This window comes from Desulfococcus sp. (genome assembly GCF_050178255.1).
GTDB classification, from domain to species: domain Bacteria; phylum Desulfobacterota; class Desulfobacteria; order Desulfobacterales; family Desulfococcaceae; genus Desulfococcus; species Desulfococcus multivorans.
The window spans coordinates 1-24,771 of sequence record NZ_JBFXGG010000046.1 but is presented as its reverse complement, the minus strand read 5'-3'; the positions used below and the strand labels follow the sequence as shown (position 1 = coordinate 24,771).

Below are 24,771 nucleotides of genomic sequence, written 5' to 3'. Positions count from 1 at the left end.
CGACCTGGGTCGAGATCCGAATCCGGGTCTCCATGCTGTTTTTGACGTTGAAAACATGCGCGGCTCTGCCGTCTTTGCCGCACTTGACAACCCCCTTGACCTCCTTGATGGAAACGATACTCATGGCTCCTCCCTTCCCTCTGTGGCCGACCCGCTCTTGAGTTCGTAAGAGACATAGGCCGGTTTTTCCTGTTCAACGATTCTCTCGATCAATGCCCGGTGCGGTTCGGCGTCGTCCGGCATTATGATGCAGACATGGAACGGACGCGGCTGCCCCTCCCCGTCCAGGTTTTCAAGCAACCGGAAGCCGCCCACGCCGGTGGCGATTTCAAGAAAATGCTTCAAGCCCTTGGCCGTCCCCCGCCACTGCGACAGGAAAGCCGCCGATGCGATCAACTCCCGCAGAGATCCGTTGCCCGAGGAGATGGGATCCGCGTTGCGCTGAAATCCCTCGTTTTGTGCACAGTAGAGGGGGAAAAAACGATCCAGATCCATCCAGCAGGCGAGATACGGCACAAACTTGTCCGGTGCGGTGCGGGGATTGAAAAAGGTCGCCAGATCCGCCAGCACCGTTTCCACCGGTTCATGGAGCGACGCCATCACGTCCAACAGGGCATTCAGAGGGCCGCCGTCCCGAAGGGTTCGTTGAAAAAGCTGGGGCAACAATTCCTTGATCTCATTGGATTTCATCTTCGCTTTCCACCTCCAGACGGTGTTCCGCCGAGCAAAAGAGCCACGTGCCGGGCAAGGTTACCCGCTCGACAAATGTGCCGCTGGACACGTGCTCGTAAGCATTGCCCTGGTCGCGGCTCCGATAGATCCCCTCGACGCCTCCGGCAAACAGGCAACCCGTGGCCGAATCCACGGCCAGGGCATCGACAGGCTGGAACAAACGTTCGGGACCCCTCAAGGGCAGGTTGCATTTAATTGTCGGTGCCTCCCATGCAGGTTCGGGGTCCGTGACATCAAGACGCAATACCCCGCTTCGGTGGGAGGCCGCCAGCACCACCGAGCCTCGAAACGCGATCTCACGGCATCCGCCGCCATTCCAATTCCGGTCAAAATGGCGCCATCCCTCCGGGTTCTCCTCCGCTCCCGTCATCCGCCATCGGAAGCAAGCCCTGCCGGGGTCGTTCCCAATGGCTGCCGTGCAGGCCCACAGGTAGCGGTGGGCCCCGTAGTGCTGGAAAGCGACGCGTCGCACCATTTCCCCCTCGAGACCGATGCATCGGTACGTTTCGGTCTTGCCGCCCTCATCGGAAAGATATATTCCCTTTTCTCCCCGGGCGGCCAGCGCCACACTGGTCCCTCCCCAGACGTCCGTCGAAACGGTCACCGCATAAAAGCCCAGAGAGGGCTGATCAGAGGCCACCAGCACCTGGAAAGGTTCGGCATGCTCGTGGATCGCCAGTTCGTAGAGTCCTCGTTCGGTCGCAAGGAGGAGAACCGGAACCGTCTCTCTTACCACCCAGGCCATGGCATCGACCTTGAAGGTCATGCGCAATCCCACCGTCCAGCTCTCCCCGCAGTCGTGTGAGATGTGGATAGCCGATGCATCGGCAGACGCGGTGATCTGGGTGGCGACGGCAAGAAGTCCCGGACGATCCTGAATACCCGTTTCCCGGGGAAATGAGGTCAGTGCAACGACCCGTTCATTGGGGAATCGCCCGATCGACTCCCACCCGTCACCCATGTTGGTGGACCGAAATACCTTTTCGCCCGCCCCCGCATACCAGGTGGCAGGCTGGTATGCATCGGCCGATATGGTGCTGACATCGCGATCCGGGACCTCGTCGACCACCATCCGAATATCCGACACGGCGCTCACGCCCGGTTCCTCATCGATGATCCGGTAGATGTCCCAACGCGTCAAAGGTCGACCGAAAGGCCATCCCTTGCCGTCACCCGCGGTCGAAAGGGGACTGATGGTGCGCCATAGCCGTGCCAGGACACGGTCTCTCACGGCAGAGGGATTCTCTTCGCGATACACGACCAGCCGGGCGTGAACCTTGACCGGCTTGCAGTGAACCCATTTCACGATGCATGTCGTCCCGAGCGGTTTCCGTTCGTCCAGGGCTTTCTGGATCTGTTCGAGGGCTTCCGGGGTCTCGTGCGTGTGGAGATCGTCGATGGTCACGCGATCCCGGACAGGGTCGGGAATATGAGGTACCAACAGCACTTCCACCGTCCCCGGCCGGGCATAGGACCACAGCATCGCCTTGGTGATGGCGTGGGCCCTGTCGACAGCGCCGGAAGATCGCCGGGCAATATGTTCGAAATCCCGCGCCGTCACCGCCCGGTGAAGCGCATGAAGTTCCTGGGGCCCGCGCCGCAGCGCGTTCTCGAGGGATTCGGCATGCCGTCCTCCGGTGGCCGGAAGCGGATTGGTCACGGCCATTCCCGGAATCGGATCTTTGAGGGTCGTCAGCGTATGGGCCATGACATTTCCGGTTGCACCGCCGCCGCACTGGTACCAGATCCGGATCTCCCGATTCGCTGCGGGGAATTCCGCCAAAGCAACGGCGCCGCTATCCAGAAAACCCTCAGCGGTTTTCATGCGGGCGGCGGGGGCGAAAACAATTGCGCCGGTCACCCGGTCGACCGTGTAGACGAATCGGTCATCACCGGTTCCCGAAAAATTCTCCACCTCCCGCCAGATCCGGAAGCTTCTGCCCTCATGAAAAACGAAGGGACCGGAGAGGCTGTCCTGCTCCTCGACCGTCGCCTCGACGCCCACTACCAGGTCGTTCGATCCTGCTGTCGGGGCGATCATCGGAGGGCGAGAGACGTTAACCACCAGGCCGGGCAGACCCGTACCGGTACCGACCGGTTCTGCATCGACAAGATCGCAGTGGCGCGCGGAGATCTCAGCAATGGTGACGCCGGGGGCGAGGACAGTCGTCTCGAGGGTCGCGAATACCGGGGGCTCGACGCCGGCGTCGGCCCTCGCGGTCGTCACCCGGGTCCCCCGGGGGATCTCTACAGGTCGTTCCTGGGGCCGGTTCAATGTAAAGCGAAGCGTGACGTTCGCCGCTGACGGCGGTTGAAGGCGAAGCCCAATGAGACGGAGAAGTTCGATGTAGATCTTTTCCGGAAGTCGATTCAGTCGGTAGAGCAGGATATCGGTGAGATAGGCAAAGGTTTCGACAAGCACCATACCCGGATCCCCGGGAGAAAGATCCGTCCAATCGGGGCAGCGCCGGGCAATCCGTCGTCGGGCTTCCTCGACCAGATCCTCAAACCGTCGATCATCCAGATTGGGGGTTTTAATCGACATCATGATACGTCCTCCGCCATGAACACAGGTATGACCAGACTTTCCCGATGCCCGGTTCGCCGCAGGCGATACTCCAGGCGGATATCCATCCGTTCGGGATCATCGACACCCGCCACGGCATCCAGAAAGAGGATCTCGACGCGGGGCTCCCATCGGGTGATGGCCCTGCGCACATAGAATATCGCCAGACCGTGGGTGGTGGCGTCATTGGGCGAAAACACCAGCTGCCGGAGGCTGCATCCGTAATCGGGTCGCATCACCCGCTCCCCCGGGGTGGTGGTGAGCAGCATCAGGATCGACTGTCGCACCGAGGCGTCACCGGAGATCAAGGCGATGCCCCCGGTGCTGGCGATCTGGATGCCGGAAAACAGTCTGCTCTCGTCGAAGTCCGGGTGCAAAAACCGCATGCTTCGGGAAACAAAAGATGTCATCAGCGCTCTCCTGCGATATCCTGACCGGGGTCTCGAACCGTATAGGTCACCGCTCCCGGCGGGGTGCCGTCGGTCAGGCCCGTCACCGTATCCAGACAGATCCGACGCCCCTCGATGCAAAGCAGGTCCGAGTATCCTTCCCGGACTTTCAGCGTGAGGCCGCAGGCCTTGATCCCCGGTGCAACGTTTGGGCAGCCGGAAATGGAACGCCCCTCAGGGTCGGTTTCCACCAACACCCGATCGTTCGCGATGGTTACCAGGGTCTGGGTGGGCTCGACAGCCACGGTGCCGTTGTCGTGATCGCAGGCCAGCCTCGCTTTTTCCGTCAGAAGATACATCATGACCTCTCAAAATCGATATGATTGCCGCTGATGGTGACCTTTCTTCCGGGAGCGGAGATGTCGAGATCGGCCGTCGAGACGATTCTGCACTTTCCCGTCGAAAGCGTTATGTGACTCCCGCGGCTGTCGGCCATGAGAATCTCTTCCGGCGACATCGCGATACGGTCGCCTTCTCCGTTTTCGACATCCACCGTCTTTGTTTCGTCATCGAGCCGAACGCGAAGGCCGCCGGGCGTCATTACGCTGAAGCGTCGAACGGCCCCGTCCGAAACCCCGGTATCCAGGGGGGCGGAAAGACTGTAAAGCCCCCCGATAACGACACCCTGGGCAGGGTCGCCGTTAATGAGGACCACCAGCACCCGGTCGTTGACGTCGGGAAGCGCCATCATCCCCTTGCCCGGCCCGGCGCCGGGGCTTACCACGTTGAACCATCCGGCTTCGACATCGCCGTAATTGGGCAGCACGACACGGACACGCCCCATCCCCTCGGGATCGTCGACACGGCTGACCACCCCAAGGGTGGCCGAAGTGCCGCGGGCGTGAAAGCGACCGGGCGGGGGCGATGTATCCAGTTCCGAAACGTACCCCTTCCGCCGATCGATGATATGACGCACCGCCGTGAGTACGTAACGCCCCGCCAGGTGCGGCGCCACCCCCGAAACATCGACGGGGGTGCCGGGTCTCAGTCTTGCGTCGCCCTCGGCGATTCCCCGGAAAACGACTTCCCGGGCAGCCCGCCGATCCAACTCGGCCTGAGCAATGCCTTCGGCATGGAGATCTTCCTGAACCGGCGTATCGACAAGGGTGCGTCGGGGCAATCCGCCGACCTGCTCGGGAAAGACCGCTGCCGGGACGTTCCGCCCGATACGCGCCCGACTGGCGGATCCGACGACCGGCGTCGCCCGATGGGGGTCCCACCCCCGGGCTTCGACGATCCGGCAGGCGGTTTCCGCATTGATCTCGACACGGGCTTCGATCAAAGCGGCTCCCAGCTCAAGGGGAAGGGCCGTACCAAAACCGTCCAGGGTCGTCAGGTGCAAAGCCGATCCCCGGAGGGTGAAATACTGGCCGCATCGCTCGCCGATCTCCGCCAGGAGATCCAGATCCGACTGACCGTACTGGAAGAGCTCCTGCCAAACCGGACCGGGGTCGACGGTCGACACCGAAAACCCGAGGTCTGAAACCAGGGTCCGCGCCAGCTCGACGAAATTGACCTGTACGTGGGATCGGACCGGCTGACGCTTTCGCAGCCGGTGAAGCATATCATACCCCCTCATGTAGACCCGCCGCTCCCCTCCCGGGCCGTAATCGTATTCCACCGCCGTGAGTTCACCCTCGAAAAGGAACGGGTCGAGACCTTCGACGCGAATGCGAAGGGCGGTGCCCGGCCCCACTGCGGCGGCGCCGACCACGGCGCCTTCAGGCTCGTAAAAGGCCAGTTCGCACACCGTCGGAAGAGAGAGTGCCTGGTAAACGCGGACCTCGCCCATGGACCGGACATCCGATTCCGCAAGACGGAGCCCGTCCATCTCAACGGTCACGGCGGGGATGACGGCAGGGGCGCTCACAACAGTGCCTCCAGTTTCTCCAGGGGTGGAATGTCGAGCATCTTCCCAGCCGGCATATGAAGGGGGTCGTCGATGTTGTTGTGGGCCATCAGGGCCCGCACCAGCGAGGGGTCGCCGTAGCATTGGGCGGCGATCTGGTCCGGTCGTTCATTTCCCTTCACCTCGTGGGATTCAAGTGGGCGCGTTGACCCGTAAGGACCCGTCACCCCGTCGGCGACCGCCCGACGTTCAGGGACCGACGGCGCCACGGGTTCGGCAACTCGACGAAAGCGTAACCGCATCCAGGACCGCCGGGGCACACCGTCGGCATTGAAATATTCAAATCGCTCGGCAACGGATGTGATGATACCGGGCAGATGCCAGCTCTTGCCCCACACAAAGCGGCATATGGGGGGGGTGCCGTCGGCGCTGTTCTCGGAAAGCCGCCAGATGGGTCCTGTCAGGTCCCTAACGTCGTTCACGCTCATGGACGAGCCGGACGAGCCCGCCAGCGAAACATCGAAAAGCAGGTTGAAGGTCAACTCGGTAAGGCCGCCGCCGCGACAGAGCAATTGATCGTCGTACCGGCCCGTACCGGCTGCGATGCCGCCGGCGTCATGCCGGGTGACGACGCCGGCTTGGCGACGAAACAGGAGGCTCTCGGGATTCAGCAGGCACCCGATCCGCTCACCAGTCCTCTCGATCAAAAAGGCCACGCGTTCCATATTTCCCCCTCCTGTTCTTTTTCGAGCCGCTGCAGCCGAACATGCTCGCGGAGCGCCGTCCTGAAGGCTTCACGCGCCGCCCGGTCCTCATGCTTCCTCCCCCGTGTCTGGGTTTCATCGAGCAGCAGGGGCCAGAGACCGGATCGATCATCGGCGCCGCTCCTGATGGGCTCCTCGTCCGGCAGCCGGGGCCAAGGCCGGTCTTCGAATTGGACAGCACCGTCGTCCCGGCCGCCGGGCTCTGCATCCGATCGACCGTGGTGCATCGATATCGGGTCCGCTCGCCCGTTTTCGTCGGCCTCCGTGTGAATCAAAACGATGTTCGCTTCGGATCCCGGGAAGATCTTTTCATCGTCGTGAAACTCTTTCGACGCTTTCCCGGACGGACTGAGGCGTGAAATTCGTTCAGCGTCCGCCGGTGCCTCCCGCCGGCGCCGGTGAAACCTTGCGGCCGTTGGAAGCGCACCGTTCTTTTTCAAGGCATCGGCGGATCTCCGGTTATCAGGTTCCGCCGAAGGGGATTCCCCGTCCTCGACAAAAACGCTTTTTGTCGTGCCGGCCTGCGCCCTTGAGACATCGGCGTCATGCCCCGATGCCTCGGCGGACGGCGAACCGGTTATATGCCGCCGCGAGACGGACATTCCCTCCGAACTCAGGGCTGAGACAAGTTTCGGATTCCACCGACGGCTTTCATCGCCCGACCGATCCCAACTCTCATCTCTCGTCCCGTCGTTGTCCGGGCTGTAAGGTGATGACGTTTGCTCCGCTTGGATTTCCGGCGTGGATACAGGTCCTCGGCCGGCACTCGTTCCCGTCACGGCATTCAGTGGGACAGCGCTTTTCCCAAGGGTCTGTTCCGGTTTTTGGGGGATCCGGATCGCGTGTTCCGAAAAGCGTTCCCGGCCGATATCCGATCCGCGATCCTCTTTGAATATCCTCCCGCGCTCCTCAGCCATTCCGTCTTTCCGCCCGCCGTCATCGCCTGAAACCGACAGCGCTTCGACCCCGTGGTCCCCCATCTTCCCGGGCAGATCACCCTCTGCCCGCTCTGCTCGCCCGAAGGCAGACCGATCATGAAACACTTCGCCCCGTATGGGCGGCAGCAGCAGTTCGGGTGCATACCGACTCACCCGGTCGACCCAGTGCCTGGGCGGTCCTCCGGTAGCTTCTTCGGTCGGAAGCATCGCGGCAGGAGGCTTATCAGGGTCGACGGATCTTTTCTCAAAACCCGACTTCTTCCTCTCGTCGATCTCGGTCAGTCTCCGGGCCAGACCGAAAATACCGCGGTGAACGGCAAGGACTGCGGCAAACAGCAGTTTTCGAAGGGAGTCGGCCGTCATGCCCGCTCAATCCCTTCATGGACCAGGGTAAGGGTTTCATAGGCAACCTCCTGCCCAAGGGCATCCAACCTTGCCCCGCGCCATGCCCTCGGCCAGCAGCTATGGAGATTCCAGCGGGTATTCTCCTGTTGCCCATCCGGCTTCAGAAGAATGATCGAGATCTCCTTTCTCTCGACGTTTCCGGCAGCCGCACTCATCAGCCAGGTCCAGAGTTCGGTGGAATCGCTCATTCCCCATTTGAGGGTCACGTCGCCGTATTCCACCCTTCCCGGCAGTTTCCGGACCGCTGCCGCGCCGCCTCCTTCCCGGTACGAAATCGCCTCCACCGAGACGCTCAATCCGCTGACCTCGGTGAAATACCCCACCGTTACGTTCTGGATGTCCAACACGAAATTATATGACCGATAGATATCCATATCCGGCATGATCATCCTCCTTCACTTTCGGTTTGTCCGCCGCCCGCCGCCGCTTCTTCGGTTCCGGCACCGCCGATCCATTGACCAATGCGGAAGATGATAAATTCTGCAGGCTTGACAGGAGCGATCCCGATCTCCGTCACCAGTCTTCCGGCGTCGATGACATCAGGCGGATTGGTCTCCTCGTCGCATTTCACGAAAAACGCCTTTTCAGGGGAGTCTCCCTTCAGGGCGCCGTCGCGCCATACGGTCGTCAAAAATGCCCGAACGTTCCTCTCGATGGTTTTCCAGCTCCGAGCGTCATTGGGTTCGAAGACAACCCAGCGCGTCCCGGCGTCGATGGATTCCTCGATCATATTGAAGAGGCGACGGACATTGATGTAGCGCCACTCGCTCGACTCGCCGGCCAACGTCCGGGCGCCCCACACGCGAATACCGGCATCGGGGAAAAAGCGAATGCAGTTGACGCCGGCACGGTTGAGTTCGCCCTGCTCCTCCCGCGTGACCTTGTACACGAGGTCCAGCGCCCCCCGAACCACTTCGTTGGCAGGGGCTTTGTGAACCCCTCGCCGGGCGTCGGTTCTGGCATAGATGCCCGCGACATGACCGGAGGGCGGTGTTCTGACGATTTTTTTGGGGTCAAAGGGATCCGGCGCTTCAATCCACGGGAAATAGTAGGCGGCAGAGACCGTCTCACGAGCCCGAAGTCCTGATTTTTCGCCGCTCTGCTCTCCATCGGAGAGGGATCCCGATGTGCACACCTTCTTGAGAAGGTCGATGTCATCCACCTCCGCCGGGGCGTCAAGGATGGCGAAGCGGTCCCCCATCTTTTCGCAATGGGTGATGATAGCCTCATAGGAGAGCGGATCGGCATATCCGGGCGCCGCGATGATTTTCGCCTCGTCGACGGTTTCCAGCGCCGCAATGCCCTCACGGCGCCGTGGATCTCCGGCGATGGGGTTCCCACTGCCGACGTTGAGGACATAGCACCGCGAACCGCCGTTGGCGAAAAAGCCCATTACGGCCCGGGCGAGGTCGGTGCCGGGGGAATCCTGTTTGGTGAATTTACGGATGAACTGTGACGGGTTGTTGATGGCGACGGGTTCGTTGAGGTAGGCGTCGGCATAGGGCGCCTCCCCCAGAAAGGCGGCGGTGCTGGTACCTACGGGCATGATCCGCTTCGCACCTGTGGCCACCTCCTCGATGTAGATGCCGGGTGTCATGTAGGTTGGCATGTCAACCTCCTATAAATCGATGTGGATAATCAACTTTTCTTCAATCATCTCCGTTGACGCAATCTCCCTGACCACCTCTCGTCCCCGAGCCTCCACATGGAGCTTCAACATCCCCTGGGAAAGCAACGGGACGCTTTCGAAAGCGAACCGGCCGCGGGAATCGGTGGTCGTGATGAGTTTGCAGGCGGGGAGGGAGATGCGGGCGTTGTCGATGGGCTGGTCCGCCGGCCCGATCACGATCCCCTCCATCGCGGAAATCGAGGTGCGGCGAATCTCCATCGGGCCCCTGACCCTGTGCGTCGTGAGGTCCGTCCGTTCGACGCGCAGGGGAAGCCGGATCTTGAACGAGGGGCGGGGCTTGATCCCGAATGCGGACCACGTCTGGGCGGGCACCTCCGCCAGATCCACCTCGAATTCGGGGTGCTCCATCGCGGCGAAAAGCAGTCGGCTCAACATCTTGTGGGCTTCCAGAGGCTCTTCGGACCAGACGGTCAACAGGTAGCACAGCATCACCTGCAGGGGCGCCCTGCGGGTGACGTGGGCCGGAGACGACGGCAGAATATCCGTCAGGTAGACCCCGACGGTGTCGGTGTCCTTTTTCTCCGGCGCGCCCAACCAGACCTTCACGTCTCCCAGGATATCGCCGACCCATTCCGTCAGTTTTCTGTCAATACGTTCAATCATATCGCATCCACACGGTTTAAGGATTGATGATTGAGATAATCGGAACTTCCCGACACGCCTACAGTGTATAGAATGGTTGAAGGATGGTTTTTGGATAACCGCTTGAAGCGGAATTCTGCTGCAAGCCCCGGATGATGATGACGGCAGCGTATTTGAAGTTAACCGGAAGAAGATGAAATAAATTGCGTTGTGTCTTGGAGGCGCGGGAATCTGTCGGTCTGAGTATGGCCAAAGACGGTTTCCAATGCCGTTTGACACGCTTTTTTTCTCATGGAACAGCCAAGCGCTTTTTTTATAAAGAATAATATGAGCACACTTTTCCTTATAGACAACCGTCCCCCCCAAAATTATATTGACGTTATGGTTTCGAAACAGCCGATCAGACTGCCGGTTGCGCTCTCGAAAAATGATTCGGAATACCGTTTCTCCCGCCCCTTCCGTCATCGCTTTTATCATCTGCATGCAACACTCGGCCGCTGCGGCTGAGGCTGTCCGAAAGCAGTAGAATTTTTGCAAACACCGCATTCCCCGCAGCCGGGAAAAAATGACGATCAACGCGATACACAACATCCACACTTAAATTTCAGGAGGGCCCTCAAAATGAAACGTCTTCAGATCCTGACCTTTATCATCCTCACAGGAGCCGTTGCCCTGACATGGACATGTCGACATATCGATACCACCACCTATTTGTCTATCGATAAAATAACGGCCGGCATATTTCTGGAACCCGAAGAACGCGCCGTGTTGCCGCCCGGCGTCGAGCTTCGCGGCATTTATGACAGGGGGCTTCAGCTGACCAAGGATTCGGAAGGCTTCAGAAGTCATCTTTACAATGATGCGGCGAGATATTGTACCATCGCTTACGGCCACCTGGTCAAGTTGGCCCCCTGCGACGGCAACGAACCCGAACACTTTCTCGACGGTGTGACGGAGCCCGAAGGGGCCGACATTCTCCGCGACGACATGGAAATTGCTGAGCGGGTGGTCCTGACAGCAGTGGACGTGGAACTGACCGACGGCCAGTATGCCGCGCTATGCGATTTCGTTTACAACGTCGGCGGCGGTAATTTCCGGCGCTCCACTCTGCTCAAGGTCGTTAATCGGAACGATTTTGACGGGGTGCCCTTCCAGCTGCGCCGCTGGGTGAAAGCCGGCGGCCGTGAATTGGCCGGACTCAGGAAGCGCCGGGAGCGGGAGATCGAACTCTTTTTCGAGAACCTCGAAATCCCCAGGGCTCTGCCTCCGGCCGAGGTGGACCTGTCGCCCATCGACATCCGGCAGGGGGAGCCGTCGTGATGGGCCCGGCGACGCATGGGGAGTGGGAATTCAGCCCCATTTGCAATCACCCGTTTCGTCGCTTCTGAGGCGAATGCCGTCACCTCACGCCTCTCCCCACAGATATGCGGCCATGGAGAGGGTCCCGTACATAAATCCCTGGTGAATCCGCCGGGCGCCGGTGCCCCCGCCGGCGCCCATAGCGACGAAAAAAGGCAGAAAATGTTCGGCCGGATAGGGGTGGCATCGGTCGGGCTCGGGAGCGCGTTTCCTGTACTCCAGTAGGACTTCGACCTCTCCCCCGGTTGCAGCGGCCGCAAGCCATTCGTCGAAACGGCTGACATAGTCCGGCGGTGGTGCATCCAGTGGATATCCGCCGATTTCGTCCAGGTTGTGGACGGCCCCGCCGCTGCCCATGACGAGGATGTCCTTTTCCCGAAGCGGCGTGAGGGCCTCGCCAAAGCGGTAATGCCAGGCCGCGTCCGTTTCCGTCTGAACCGACACCTGCACCACAGGGATGCCGGCATCGGGGAACGCCATCATCAAGGGGATCCAGGCGCCATGGTCGAGGCCGCGATCCGGAGCCGCTGCGCCTGCGATACCGTTTTTCGCCAGCAACGTCAGGATCTCGGCGGCCAATGCCGGCGAACCCGGGGCGGCGTATCGAAGGTTGAACAGGGCTGGGGGCCCGCCGAAATCATGGATGGTGACAGGCGCTGCGCCCGCCGAAACCAGGGGCCGCCAGGCCTCCCAGTGGGCGGATGCGCAGACAACGGCCTTCGGCCGAGGCAGGCGTTCGCCCAGGGCTCTCAGAAAAACCGCCGTTGGGTTTTCCATCAGGGCAATAGCCGGCGGACCGTGGGATATAAAGAGTGTGGGCATCATCTTTCGGAATTTTTCAACCCTCTCATGAGCAATGAAAAAGCCGGCTCCCGGCGGCAACGACTCAGTTGACCAGACAAATGACAAACGCACGACCGCTCAGGAGCACCTTGTTGGCCTTGCTCCCGAGACCAAACTCCCTGATGTCCTTGTAACCTCTGCGTCCGATAACCAGAATGCCATGGTTGCCCTGCTCCAGTTCCAGGAGGATATCCCTGGCAATACCTTTTTGTTGCGGTTGAAACCTGAACACCACGTTCCGCTCCGGAACGCCCGCTGCGACCAGCTTTTGTTTGGCGTCGTCGGCCGTTGCCTTGACCTTGTCTGTATACTCTTTCAGCCATCGCGCTATTTTCTCATGCTTTTCATCCTCTTCCATATCCTTGATGTCCTCTGAACTCCAATATTGAGGCGGTATGGGTGGAATCACATGAAAAAATGTAAATTTGCTCTCCTTGAGATGGGAAAAATATCGAACCGTGTAGTCCACAACCCTCTGGCTGATGGGTGCGCCGACAAGGCCGATCAGAACGTTGTTGGAGCAGATTCGAGGATCGATGACCCAGAGTGCCAGATCATCCGCCGACTGGACGAGACGGTATGTGACCGATCCGATCAGCTTGCGCGATATGGTCGATTTTCCCCATCGCGACACGGCGATGGTCTCGATCCCTTCGTTATCGGCCGCCTTTAGCATGGCGTCGGCAGGGTCACCGCATTTTTTGTCCAGAACGGTTGACGTTTTTCCGGGATCGAATCCGGATTCCGCCAGGACCTCTTCGGCTTGTTCCAGAACCGTCCGTGCTTTCAAATCCCAGCGCTCCCGATACTTTTCCAAGGCACGGGGTTCTTCACCGATGGATTCGAGAAATGCGGAAAAATCCGGTTCGGCGACGCCGTGAAATACTGTTATCTTCAGATTTTCATTTTTTTTTAACAAACCGCCTATCTCCGATAAGGCCTGCCGGGCAAAATCGGAGTCATCGATCCCAAATAAAACGCTCTGCCCTTTGTTCATAGCTTTTTCCTCCATTGATTAGACACCCCTGATCCATTTTTTTTCACGCACGGTCCATCAATCACATCACAGGGTTCCCAGCGCTTCCAGACTCTCTGAAAAGGGGCTTTCAGCCCTGTTTTTCCCATTGCGCGAAGATCACCCCACCGTTCTTTTTGATTTTCTTGAAAGGCAGGCCGGCATGAATCCCCAGGGCCACTTTCTCCATGTCTGTCACCACCGAGCCGCAAAGATAGTCCGCCCCCCGGCTGAAGAGTGCAGCCGAACAAGGGGTGGTGGGGCCGACAATCACGGTGATCGCCTGGGGAGCCCTGGAGAGGAACCAGGCCATACTGCGGGTCAACAGGGCAGTTCCGGTGACGGCCAGGACATCCAATTCGGCGAGTCGACGCTCCCACTGATGACGGGGAACGGCATCCGCGACATCCCTCAGTTCAAACAGATGAAAGGTACCTACGCGCTTTTTCAGGGATTCAATAAAAGGGAATTGACCCACAAGACCTGTAATCTTATTTTTGCCGAGTCCGGCAATCAGATCATCCGCCGGAAAATTGGACGGTTCAACATCCGTTGGATCGGGCGTATTGGCGGCATTCAACGCGGCAAAGCCGAGGGAAACGGCAAAGGGAGACGGTCTGCGGATCAGGGCGGCCACTTCCCTGAGCGGTTTTGCCGTCATTTGATGAACCAACGTCTTTTCGTGCTCCCGGGGCCTCGACCCCAGCAGGGAGGAAAGCCCCATGCGACCGGCGGCCGTCACCGCGATAAATTTCGGGCCTGCGATGATCTTATCCACGATGGCATCAGGCCGGATAAGGGATGAGAGCAGGCAGTCGGCCAGTTGTCTTTCTTCACCCTCGAGAGGGCGGTCGAGAGCGTCTTCCGTGATTTGAGGACATGAATCAGCGTTCATTTGGATTTCCCCGTACTTTTTTTGAAGCACAATTCACAGATGCTTCTGGTGGTTTGTATGTAATCTTTTTGAAACACATCTCCGTCTATTTCTCAAGGATTTTATCGCCGCGATACGTGTACGTGGTTAATTCGTTCATCTATCTCATATTTTGATGAAGGCCGGCCCTGAGCCCGCCGAAACCGTTCAGGAGCGTACCCCAAGCATACAACTTATGGATTTAAAAAATAAATTTATTTTATATCAACGCGTATTTTTTTCTTGACAACTCCCGTTCTTCTTCTTTAAGTGAATTCATATTCACATTCAAAAACCCCGAGGATGGGGCAGCCTTGCCGTTTTTACCGGTGATCTTTCGCCGCGTTCGAGCGGCACGAAAACTCACCACTGAACGGGATCGCTTCCATTCTGCCGGCACCGCGTTACAGCAACCGTCATGAAAGCCTCAGGCTGCGCCCGGAACATATAACAGTTCAACTTTCGACTATCATGATCGTGACCGGAAAGCGGTGCCGGCCTCTGAAAGTCGAAAGTTGGTAACAGATAACGAAAGGCGATTGGGTCATGCAAAAAAGAATGGTAATGGAAAAAATTTACTGGCTGGGTGCAGTCGATTGGGATCGGCGACTTTTCGATTCCCTCATTCCGCTTCCTGACGGCACCACTTACAATGCATATCTGATCGAAGGGAGTGAAAAAACCGCATTGCTGGACACCGTCGATCCATCGATGGCAGAGACGTTGATGGCGCAGCTCGACGGGGTGGATAAAATCGATTTTATCGTTTCTCATCATGCCGAGCAGGACCATTCCGGCAGCATTATCCGTGTCCTCGAAAAATTTCCGGAGGCCAAGGTGGTGGTGACGTCCAAGGGCAAAAACCTGCTGATGGATCTGTTCGCCATCAACGAATCCAGCTTTGTCACCGTGGCGGACGGCGAAACGATTTCTCTGGGAGACAAGACCCTCAAATTCATTCACACTCCATGGGTCCATTGGCCGGAAACGATGGTGACCTATCTGCAGGAAAACAAACTGCTTTTCAGTTGCGATTTTTATGGCTCACATATCGCTTCCGGCGATCTCTTCGTGACCGATCAAGGACGCGTGAATGAAGCCGCCAAACGCTATTTTGCTGAAATCATGATGCCCTTTCGAAGCATCATCGAAAAAAACATGCAAAAGCTCGAAGCGTATGACATTCAAATGATCGCCCCCAGTCACGGCCAGATTTACGATCGTCCGGCCTGGATCATGGACGCTTACCGGGATTGGGTCTCGGGACCCCCGCACAACCTTGTCGTTTTGCCCTTTGTCTCCATGCACGGCAGCACGAGACAAATGGTCGACCGTTTGACTTCCGCTCTCGTCGCGGAAGAGGTCCGGGTCGAGATGTTCAACCTGGCGGTCACGGATATCGGCAAACTCGCCATGGCCCTGGTGGATGCGGCTACCGTGATCATCGGGGTTCCTACCGTTCTTGCCGGCCCCCATCCCCTCGCCGCCTATGCGGCACTCCTGGCTAATGCCTTAAAGCCCAAGGTCAAGTTCCTGTCCATTATCGGGTCCTACGGCTGGGGGGGAAAGACCGTGGAAACCCTGTCGGCTATGATCCCCAACCTCAAAGCCGAGATTCTGGATCCGGTAATGTGCAAAGGCGCCCCTTCAGCACCGGATTTGAATGCCTTGGACCGGTTGGCCGCCACGATCGCAAAAAAACACAAAGAAAACAAATTTCAATGATGTCCGCATCCCGGCGGCCTCGGGCATCAAATATGAAAATTTGAGACAAAATCTATTGCAGAAACGCCTGAAAGCGGGATATGTCATAACTGACAACCGGTCGAAAGACATCTCGACAGCGGCAGCATCGGAACGGATACGCTACAGCGGACCGCCATTATTTTTTCCCTGTCCACAAGACAAATAGGAGAATCATGATGAATCCGTATTCGATATACACTCCCCAGGATCGAAAGGTCGCCTATTTTTCCATGGAGGTCGGCCTTCAACCTGAAATCCCCACCTATTCCGGCGGTCTGGGCATTCTCGCCGGCGATACGCTCAAATCTTTCGCGGACCTGAGTGTCCCGGCCATAGGGGTCACGCTCCTATACACCAAAGGCTATTTTCATCAGGAAATCGACTCCGATGGAAATCAGATCGAAGTGCCGGTGGAATGGGACCCATCGAATTTCATGACGTTGCTGACCGAAAAAGTCACCGTTGACATCGAAGGCCGCTCCGTCCTGGTCCAGGCCTGGGTCTACCCGGTGAAGGGCATCACCGGATATACGGTTCCAGTGCTGTTTCTCGACACCAATCTCGCTGCAAATGAACCCGAAGACCGGGAAATCAGCGCTTATCTTTACGGCGGCGACGAGCGGTACCGACTCAAACAGGAAGTCGTGCTGGGATTCGGCGGGGCGCATATGCTTCAGATTCTTGATCACGACAACCTCCAAGCCTATCACATGAACGAGGGTCATGCGGCGCTGCTGACCCTCGAACTGATGGACCGCTACCAACAAGACCTGGACAAGGTCAAAGCGCTGTGCGTTTTTACCACCCATACGCCGGTGCCGGCCGGACATGACACCTTCGACGTGGACACGGTCCGGGATGTTTTGCGGGATCGTTTCCATTTTGAGGATCTAGGCCACAGCAACATCATCGACACCGACGGTCGTCTGAACATGACCTACCTGGCGCTCTACCACGCGGAATACATCAACGGCGTCGCCCAGAAACATGGAGAGATTTCTCAGAAAATGTTTCCGGAATACCGGATCGACGCCATCACCAACGGCATCCACATCCGCACATGGATCTGCGACAGCATGGCCGCCGTCCTCGACAGCCATATTCCAAACTGGCGGCAGGATTCCTATGCCCTCCGGAATGCACTGGATATCCCCCGGGCAGAGATCTGGGAGGCGCATCAAGCCGCCAAACGGGAGCTTTTCGATTTCATCGAGGCCCAATACGGGATTTCGATGGATCCCGATGTTCTGACCATCGGGTTTGCACGGCGCGCGGCCGCCTACAAAAGAGCCACCCTGCTGTTGCGGGACACCGAACGTCTCAAAAAAATCGCATCCCGATCCGGACGGCTTCAGATCCTCTATTCAGGAAAGGCGCATCCCGCCGACGCCGAGGGTAAAGCCCTCATCCAGGAGATCCATCAAGCCGGCGGCCAACTGAACGACGATATCAAAATGGTCTATATTCCCAATTACGACATGTATCGGGCGAAATTTCTGGTGTCCGGGGTCGATATCTGGTTAAACACCCCCATGCGTCCGCTGGAGGCTTCGGGAACATCAGGCATGAAAGCGGCCGCCAACGGCGTGGTCAATTTTTCAGTGCTGGACGGCTGGTGGATCGAAGGCTACATCGAGGGTGTGACCGGCTGGTCCATCGGCCCGAGACGTGTCAAAACCGAGACGGGCCCGGCCATTCACGATGTCCGGGAGACCTCGGCGGCATACGATGCCCTGGATGCCGATGATCTTTACGGCAAGCTGGAGCATCAGATTCTGCCGTGCTTTTACGAAGACCGCTCCCGCTGGATGAATATGATGGCCTACAACATCGCTTTGAACGGTTCTTTTTTCAATACACACCGAATGGTCGCCCAATATGTACTGGAAGCCTATTTTCAATGACGGTTCGACATCGATGTGTACGCATCCCGGGTCGCCGGCACATATGGTGTTTCTCCATATTTACCGGAATTCAAAAGGCCTGGTATCGAACTGCCGACGACAATTTCCGCAAGGAGGAAAATGATCGAAACGCCGTGGAGCCATCCCATTGATGAAGTGCTCTCAGCATTTGAAGTCGACAGGGATTCAGGTCTGAAGCGGCCCCAGGTCTCAGCCCGTAAAAAACGGTACGGCAGAAACCGGTTGCGCGAAATTCAAAAGAAGCAGGCCTGGCGGATTCTTCTGGATCAGTTCAAAAACCTGATCATCGTCCTTTTAGGGGCCGCAGCCGCCCTTTCTTATTTTTTCGGCGACTGGCTGGAAGGTTCGGCCATCCTGGCGGTCATCTTTATCAACGCCGCCATCGGCTTCGCCACAGAGCTCAAGGCGGTGCGTTCCATGGAGGCGCTTCGCCGGATGGGAAGCACGAAAACCCGAGTTCGACGGGACGGTCGCGTGATGGCGGTGCCGGCGGACACCCTGGTACCGGGCGACATCGTCGTGATCGAGGGCGGGGATGTCATCACGGCGGATATCCGCCTGATAGCGGCTTCCAAGCTGCAAGCCGACGAATCGGCGCTCACCGGCGAGTCCCTGCCTGTCGAAAAAAGTGTTGCAATCCTGCCGGTGAAAGCCTCCTTGGCCGAGCGCACGAACATGATATATAAAGGCACGGCGATCACCCGGGGGGCCGGTGAAGGGGTAGTCACGGCTACGGGCATGGAGACGGAACTGGGTCGGATCTCCGCCCTCGTAGCCGAAGCCGAAGACGAAATCACCCCACTGGAAAAACGACTTGACCAATTGGGGCACAAACTCATCTGGGTCACGCTCGCGATCACTGCCGTCATCGGGGCGGCCGGCCTTGTCAGAGGAAAAGACCTTCTCATCACCCTGGAAACCGCCATTGCCCTTGCCGTGGCCAGTATCCCCGAGGGGCTGCCCATCGTAGCGACCATCGCCCTGGCCAAGGGAATGCACCGCATGGCAAAGCGAAACGCCCTGATCAATCGGCTCTCGTCGGTGGAAACGCTGGGTGCGACAACGGTCATCTTTACGGACAAGACCGGCACGCTTACGGAAAACCGTATGACCGTGAGCCGTCTTGTCGTCGATGCCGGCGAGATCCGGACCGATGCAGAAAAAGGGTACCTCCTGGATGACCGGCAGGTTCATCCGGAGGATTTTTCGACCCTGCAATGCCTGCTCCGGGTGGCGGTGCTATGCAATAATGCCGCCTATGAGGAAGGCGACGACGGCAAAAGCAGCGGGGATCCGTTGGAAATTGCGCTTCTCGCGGCGGGCATTCCCGGCGGCATCCACCGAAAGCCTCTTGTCGCATCCTTTCCGGAAGTCCGAGAGGAGGCATTTGACACGGAAAGCAAGATGATGGCCACCTTTCATGAGGATGAAAACGGCGTTCTGGTGGCCGTCAAGGGCGCCCCCGAGGCGGTACTGAGTTCATCCACACGGATATTGACCGAAGCCGGTGAATCAGAACTCAGCGAAGAAGCCCGGGATGTCTGGACGGCGCATACCGAACGGCTCGCCCGTCTCGGACTGCGAGTACTGGCATTTGCGCAAAAGAGAGAATCGAGCGTCGAAGCCCCGCCATACAGGGACCTGACCCTTATCGGCCTGGCGGGACTCCTCGACCCGCCGAGAGCCGATATCCGGGATGCCCTGAATGTCACCTGTAAAGCCGGACTCAGGGTCGTCATGGTGACCGGCGATCAGATCCTCACGGCTCGAAACATTGCCGACGCGGTAGGCCTCACCCACGACAAAAATGCCGAGGCCGTCGAAGGAAAGGATTTGAAAACTCCGGAAACGCTTTCCAGGGCCGATCGACGCAGGCTCGTCCGCATTCCCATCTTTGCAAGGGTGAGCCCCAGGCAGAAACTGGATCTGATCAGCCTCTACCAGGCCGAGGGGGAAGTGGTCGCCATGACGGGGGACGGCGTGAACGATGCACCGGCCCTCAAGAAGGCCGATATCGGCATCGCCATGGGGCTCAGGGGCACCCAGGTCGCCCGGGAAGCCGCGGATATGGTGCTGCAGGACGATGCGTTTTCAAGCATTGTGGCCGCCATCGCCCAGGGCAGAGTTATCTTTGACAATATCCGTAAATTCGTGGTCTACCTCATCTCCTGCAATGTCAGCGAGATCGCGAGCGTGGGGCTGGCGGCCGCCGTTAAGGCGCCCCTCCCATTGCTGCCCCTGCAAATCCTGTTTTTGAATCTGGTGACCGACGTTTTTCCCGCGTTGGCCCTGGGCGTCGGCGCAGGAAGCCCGGAGGTGATGCGACGGGAGCCCCGGCCGACCGGCGAGCCCATCATCACCCGCCGTCACTGGGTTGTCGTCGGCGGCTACGGTCTGTTCATCACAATCGCTGTTCTCGGTGCCCTTGCCGTCGCCATTAACGGCTTTGGACTCGGGGAACGAGAGGCTGTAAGCATCTCGTTTCTAACCCTGGCACTGGCCCAACTGTGGCATATTTTCAACATGTCCGACCCCGGCGCCGGATTTCTGCGAAACGACATCACGCGAAACCCTTTTGTCTGGGCGGCGTTGGCGCTCTGCCTTCTGCTTATTTTTGCCGCCGTTGAGCTGCCGATCCTGTCCGAAATTCTGGATGTGGCGGCGCCAACGCGAGAAGGCTGGCTGCTTGTTTTCGGAATGAGCCTTTTACCGCTTGCCGCGGGCCGGATCTTCAAGCGTGTGTTCGAAATCTGACATCGGTGCCGAACGGCAGGCGAACCCGGGAATTGACAATACCCCATTATTTTGAGAAAGGAATTGATTATGGATTTGATTCGCATCTTGTTCGCCATTTTTTTGCCCCCGCTGGGGGTTTTTCTCCAGGTCGGGATCGGTAAACACTTCTGGATCAACCTGGTGCTGACGCTGCTCGGGTATATTCCCGGCATCGTTCATGCCGTGTGGGTCATCGCCAAAAAATGATACGAAGGCAAAATACGCCATCATGAACGAACATGCCGTGGTGGCGCTGTCGATCACCCTCCTGGCCGGCATGGGGTGCCAATGGATCGCCTGGCGACTGAGACTGCCGGCCATCCTGTTTTTGCTGCTCTGCGGGATCCTGCTCGGCCCGATGATGAACTGGCTCGATCCGAACCGGTTGTTCGGCAGTCTCTTGTTTCCTTTTATCTCCCTTGCGGTGGCCGTCATCCTTTTTGAAGGCAGCCTGACCCTGAAATTCAAGGACATTCCCGGGCTGGAAAAAGTAATTCGCAACCTGATCACGTTGGGCGTTTTTGTGACCTGGTTGATTACCGCACTGGCCGTCCGTTGGCTGCTTTTTTTCTCATGGGAAATCTCCTTCCTGTTCGGGGCACTCATGGTGGTCACCGGTCCCACCGTGATCGTGCCGATGCTCCGGACCGTCCGGCCCAGGGAAAATGTAGCCCACATCCTGAGATGGGAAGGTATTCTGACTGATCCCATCGGCGCCACCCTGGCTATTTTGGTTTACGAGTTCATCGTTTCCGGCGGAACAGCAGGCGGTTTTCAGTCCGGGGCCGTTGTTTTTCTCAAAATCATAGCCATTGGGGGCTTTTTCGGCGCTCTCGGCGGCTATCTGTTCGGAATTGTTTTACGCCGCCACATGCTGCCCCGGTACCTTCACAATTTTGCGGCCCTGGCGACGGTCTGCGCCGTCTTTGCCCTTTCCAATACCCTGGAGGCGGAATCCGGTCTTCTTTCCGTAACGGTGATGGGCATTTGCCTTGCCAATATGAAAGGCCTCGAATTGGAAGACATCCTGGATTTCAAGGAAAGCCTGAGTATCCTCCTCATCTCGATGCTTTTCATCATTCTGGCGGCCCGAATAAACCTTAACGCGTTCATTGCCCTGGGATGGCCCGGCCTGGCCGTGCTCGGTATCATCCAATTTCTGGCACGGCCCTTGAATGCGCAACTCTCAGCCCTGGGCTCGAAGCTGATTCCGACCGAGCGGCACCTTCTGGCATGGATCGCACCCCGCGGCATCGTTGCCGCGGCGATATCGGCGCTTTTCGCCATCAAACTGGAGGGTATCGGATATCAGGATGCCTCCCAGCTGGTGCCGTTGACCTTCATGGTGATCATCGGCACGGTTCTGCTGCAAAGCACCACCGCGGGTCTCATCGCTAAATGGCTGAAGGTCAGGGAACCCGAGCCCAGGGGATTTCTCATCATCGGCGCCAATACCCTTGCACAGACCATTGCCAAAGCGCTCCAGGATAACGGGTTCAGGGTGGTGGTCACGGATCCGAACTGGGATTACATTGCCGAAGCCAAAATGAACGGATTGCCGGCCTACTGGGGCAACCCGGCATCGGAGCATGCTGAACGCCATCTTGACCTGACGGGCATCGGTCATTTGATAGCCGTCTCCCCCAACATTGAACTGAACGCTCTTTCTGCTCACTACTATCGACTTGAATTTGAAAAGAAACGGATCTATGCCGTCGGCAATCATCCGCCGAAAAACGGCAATGCCGAAAAAAAATCGGCTTTTAAATACGGCGGTCGACATCTTTTCCGTGAAGACATGACGTATCAGACGCTGAACCGATATGTGACCGGCGGTGCGGATATCCATACAACGCTGCTGACCGATGAATTTTCCTATGAAGATTACCTTCAACAGCATAGAAACACCCGTCTGCCGCTCTTTGCCATCGACGACAACGAGAATATCCATGTTTTTACGCCGGATCCCCAATTCTCACCTGCATCGGGATGGAAAATCCTGGCCTTGTCCATCGATGCGCCCATAAAAGCGGTGGATTGAAGGTTCCCTCGATCATGAAACCCATATATTTATGATCAGCCGCATCCTGAAATCCGGCTTCTGCGCCCATCATACCATCGAGCAGTAATATCGAAAAATTTTTCAAAGCTATCCTGTTTACCCCTTTACAATCCCCATCCTTGACCTGAAAGTCTAAACAATCAACACGAGTCGAAAATGCACTGAAAAATTCTGATTGACATATTTCATTTCATATGAAATAGATATTTTCACCCGGGGCGCCGCCGGCGACCTCAAATTGAAACAAATCCTGTCAATTGTAGAGCGGTGATCGTACCGTCCGGCCGGACTTCAGCGAGGTCCCGAAGCCGTTCCGTTTGCATCCGCAACCATTTGAATCCTTTTTTTCAACATCGTCAAGGAGCAGAGAAATGAACCTCAAAGGCCTTCAGGGAGGAATCTACAAACCCCTTTCCCCACAGGATGTCGAAACCATTCACAACGCCGCCCTCCACGTTCTGGAGAAAACCGGATTCACCTATGAATCCGGTCTGGACGAGACGTTGGCCATGCTCGAGTCGGCCGGTGCAACGGTCGATCGGGCGGGGAGCCGGATTCTGTTTCCCCGGGATCTGGTGTCCCGGATGGCAGAAACGGCCCCTGCCAAGGTCGTTCTATACAGCCGGGACGGCAGAAATGATCTCGACCTCACCGAGGACAAGGTTCATCTGGGCACCGGGGGCGCCGCCGTCAGAATACTCGATCTCGAGACGGGCGAAGCCCGTGCCACCGTCCTGAACGACATCTACCAGATTGGCCGGCTGGTGGATCGGCTCGACAACATCCACTTCTTTGTTCGCTCCTGCATTCCGACGGACATCCCCGAAGAGGCCTATGACGTCAACATGTATTATGCCGGCATGAAGGCCACCACCAAACACTTCATGTCGGGCGTGAACAACGAAGCGGGCCTTCACCGCATCATGGATCTGGCCGCCATGATCGCAGGCGGCTTGGATCAACTCAAGGCCCGGCCCTTCATTTCGGTCATCACCTCCTTCGCCATATCACCCCTGAAGCTTTGTACCCAGTCCACGCGCATCATGCAGGAATGCAACCGGAACATGATTCCGGTAGCCCTCTCCTGTGCCCCCATGGCCGGATCCACCTCTCCCGTCACCATGGCCGCCACCCTGGCGCAGATCCATGCGGAGCAGCTGGCGGGCATCACCATCTGTCAACTGACCCGGCCGGGAGCGCCTCTCCTTTACGGCGGCATCCCCGGCATGGCCAACATGAACACCATGGGATACCTCGGCGGCGGCGTCGAGTGCGGCATGATGAACGCCGCTATCCACCAGATGGCGGCACACATCCAGGTACCCAACTACAACTCCGCCGGGCTCTCGGACGCCAAGATCCCAGACTGCCAGGCCGGCTGGGAAAAGGCGATGACCGTGCTTCTCGCGGCGATGGGCGGCTCCAACTACATCCACCATTCGGCGGGTATGCTGGAATCGATGCTCGCCGTCGCTTACGAACAGTTTGTCATTGACGACGAGATCATCGGCATGGCGATGAAGGTTCTGGCCGGCATCCCCGTTGACGAGGAGCAGCTGGCCCTTTCGGTTATCGATCAGGTGGGGCCTGGCGGCAACTTCATGATTTCCCCTCACACCCTCAAGCATATGCGGTCCACCTATTTCACCGGCAACGGCGTGACCGACCGGAAGATCCGCGAAAACTGGAAAAAGGACGGCGGCATCGACGCCTGGGAGCGGGGGCGGAATATTGCCCGGAAGATCCTTGCGGCCGAGCCCGTCTCCCATATTCCGGCGGATGTCGACGCCGCGATTCGATCCAAATTTGACATATTGTTGCCGTAACGTTAAGATGAATTGTTATGTGCGGACGGCCGACGGTCGATACGGCCGTCGGCTTTCCCGGGATGACCCGCATCCTTCATGGATGCCGGTGATATCCCGCCTCTCGATAGACGTTCAAGATCCCACCCCTCCCATTCACCCTTAGCCAAGGAGGCGCCCCTATGGAAACATGGCAATTCTTGATCAATCAGGGTCCTGAAACCCTGAAGCTGGCCTGGGAGCATGCCTGGGTCGTGGCGGTCGCCGTTACCATCGCCATATTCACCGGCGTCCCCATCGGTATCTGGATCACCTTCAACCGCCAGGCCGCCGACATCGTACTCTATATTGCC

The 24,771-nt window shown here is 58.1% G+C and carries 20 protein-coding genes; 7 read left to right on the top strand and 13 right to left on the bottom strand.

The window, feature by feature from the left end:
- Window positions 1-120: 120 nt before the first annotated feature.
- The 10 genes from AB7S84_RS10275 to AB7S84_RS10230 are packed head-to-tail and all read right to left on the bottom strand — an operon-like array spanning window position 121 to window position 9,996.
- A complete protein-coding gene (locus AB7S84_RS10275) occupies window positions 121-690 on the bottom strand; it encodes a phage tail protein (protein WP_020875630.1) in 570 nt (189 codons plus the stop codon).
- Entirely contained in the window at window positions 677-3,280 is a 2,604-nt protein-coding gene (locus tag AB7S84_RS10270; RefSeq protein WP_020875629.1) for a putative baseplate assembly protein, read from the bottom strand. The genes AB7S84_RS10275 and AB7S84_RS10270 overlap by 14 nt, the downstream gene beginning before the upstream one ends.
- Window positions 3,277-3,708, bottom strand: coding sequence for a GPW/gp25 family protein (locus AB7S84_RS10265; RefSeq protein ID WP_020875628.1), 432 nt, complete (start codon window positions 3,706-3,708; stop codon window positions 3,277-3,279). Before AB7S84_RS10265 ends, AB7S84_RS10270 begins: the two co-directional genes overlap by 4 nt.
- On the bottom strand, window positions 3,708-4,049 hold the full coding sequence (locus AB7S84_RS10260) for a hypothetical protein (RefSeq protein WP_200809283.1): 342 nt from the start codon (window positions 4,047-4,049) through the stop codon (window positions 3,708-3,710). The genes AB7S84_RS10265 and AB7S84_RS10260 overlap by 1 nt, the downstream gene beginning before the upstream one ends.
- Window positions 4,046-5,617, bottom strand: a complete 1,572-nt coding sequence (locus tag AB7S84_RS10255) for a phage baseplate assembly protein V (RefSeq protein WP_020875626.1) — start codon at window positions 5,615-5,617, stop codon at window positions 4,046-4,048. The genes AB7S84_RS10260 and AB7S84_RS10255 overlap by 4 nt, the downstream gene beginning before the upstream one ends.
- Window positions 5,614-6,321: a bacteriophage T4, Gp53, baseplate wedge protein gene (locus AB7S84_RS10250; protein ID WP_020875625.1), complete on the bottom strand. Its 708-nt coding sequence runs from the start codon at window positions 6,319-6,321 to the stop codon at window positions 5,614-5,616. Before AB7S84_RS10250 ends, AB7S84_RS10255 begins: the two co-directional genes overlap by 4 nt.
- A complete protein-coding gene (locus AB7S84_RS10245; protein WP_020875624.1) occupies window positions 6,300-7,661 on the bottom strand; it encodes a hypothetical protein in 1,362 nt (453 codons plus the stop codon). The genes AB7S84_RS10250 and AB7S84_RS10245 overlap by 22 nt, the downstream gene beginning before the upstream one ends.
- Window positions 7,658-8,086 (bottom strand): phage tail protein, encoded by a 429-nt coding sequence (locus AB7S84_RS10240; RefSeq protein WP_020875623.1) that lies wholly within the window; start codon window positions 8,084-8,086, stop codon window positions 7,658-7,660. The genes AB7S84_RS10245 and AB7S84_RS10240 overlap by 4 nt, the downstream gene beginning before the upstream one ends.
- Window positions 8,087-8,088: 2 nt before the next feature.
- A complete protein-coding gene (locus AB7S84_RS10235) occupies window positions 8,089-9,312 on the bottom strand; it encodes a phage tail sheath family protein (protein WP_020875622.1) in 1,224 nt (407 codons plus the stop codon).
- A gap of 9 nt (window positions 9,313-9,321) precedes the next feature.
- Window positions 9,322-9,996, bottom strand: a complete 675-nt coding sequence (locus AB7S84_RS10230; RefSeq protein WP_020875621.1) for a Pvc16 family protein — start codon at window positions 9,994-9,996, stop codon at window positions 9,322-9,324.
- A 600-nt stretch (window positions 9,997-10,596) separates the two neighbouring features.
- Here AB7S84_RS10230 and AB7S84_RS10225 point away from each other — a divergent pair.
- Entirely contained in the window at window positions 10,597-11,295 is a 699-nt protein-coding gene (locus AB7S84_RS10225) for a lysozyme (protein WP_020875620.1), read from the top strand.
- An 84-nt stretch (window positions 11,296-11,379) separates the two neighbouring features.
- On the opposite strand, the gene AB7S84_RS10220 is transcribed toward AB7S84_RS10225, so the two are convergent.
- The 3 genes from AB7S84_RS10220 to AB7S84_RS10210 form a co-directional block, all read right to left on the bottom strand.
- Window positions 11,380-12,159: a DODA-type extradiol aromatic ring-opening family dioxygenase gene (locus tag AB7S84_RS10220; protein ID WP_040414347.1), complete on the bottom strand. Its 780-nt coding sequence runs from the start codon at window positions 12,157-12,159 to the stop codon at window positions 11,380-11,382.
- A 61-nt stretch (window positions 12,160-12,220) separates the two neighbouring features.
- Window positions 12,221-13,174 (bottom strand): universal stress protein, encoded by a 954-nt coding sequence (locus AB7S84_RS10215; protein ID WP_020875618.1) that lies wholly within the window; start codon window positions 13,172-13,174, stop codon window positions 12,221-12,223.
- 109 nt (window positions 13,175-13,283) lie between these two features.
- On the bottom strand, window positions 13,284-14,087 hold the full coding sequence (locus AB7S84_RS10210; protein ID WP_020875617.1) for a DUF364 domain-containing protein: 804 nt from the start codon (window positions 14,085-14,087) through the stop codon (window positions 13,284-13,286).
- A gap of 564 nt (window positions 14,088-14,651) precedes the next feature.
- Between AB7S84_RS10210 and AB7S84_RS10205 the strand changes: the two genes are divergently transcribed.
- The 6 genes from AB7S84_RS10205 (at window position 14,652) to AB7S84_RS10180 (ending at window position 24,439) form a co-directional block, all read left to right on the top strand.
- On the top strand, window positions 14,652-15,830 hold the full coding sequence (locus AB7S84_RS10205) for an FprA family A-type flavoprotein (RefSeq protein WP_020875616.1): 1,179 nt from the start codon (window positions 14,652-14,654) through the stop codon (window positions 15,828-15,830).
- 194 nt (window positions 15,831-16,024) lie between these two features.
- Window positions 16,025-17,755, top strand: coding sequence for an alpha-glucan family phosphorylase (gene glgP, locus AB7S84_RS10200; RefSeq protein WP_428154290.1), 1,731 nt, complete (start codon window positions 16,025-16,027; stop codon window positions 17,753-17,755).
- A 120-nt stretch (window positions 17,756-17,875) separates the two neighbouring features.
- Window positions 17,876-20,530, top strand: coding sequence for a cation-translocating P-type ATPase (locus AB7S84_RS10195; RefSeq protein ID WP_428154288.1), 2,655 nt, complete (start codon window positions 17,876-17,878; stop codon window positions 20,528-20,530).
- Window positions 20,531-20,599: 69 nt separating this feature from the next.
- Window positions 20,600-20,758 (top strand): YqaE/Pmp3 family membrane protein, encoded by a 159-nt coding sequence (locus AB7S84_RS10190; protein ID WP_020875613.1) that lies wholly within the window; start codon window positions 20,600-20,602, stop codon window positions 20,756-20,758.
- A gap of 22 nt (window positions 20,759-20,780) precedes the next feature.
- Window positions 20,781-22,592, top strand: a complete 1,812-nt coding sequence (locus AB7S84_RS10185) for a cation:proton antiporter (RefSeq protein ID WP_428154285.1) — start codon at window positions 20,781-20,783, stop codon at window positions 22,590-22,592.
- Between the two features lie 392 nt (window positions 22,593-22,984).
- Window positions 22,985-24,439 (top strand): trimethylamine methyltransferase family protein, encoded by a 1,455-nt coding sequence (locus AB7S84_RS10180; RefSeq protein WP_020875611.1) that lies wholly within the window; start codon window positions 22,985-22,987, stop codon window positions 24,437-24,439.
- The last annotated feature ends 332 nt before the right edge of the window (window positions 24,440-24,771 follow it).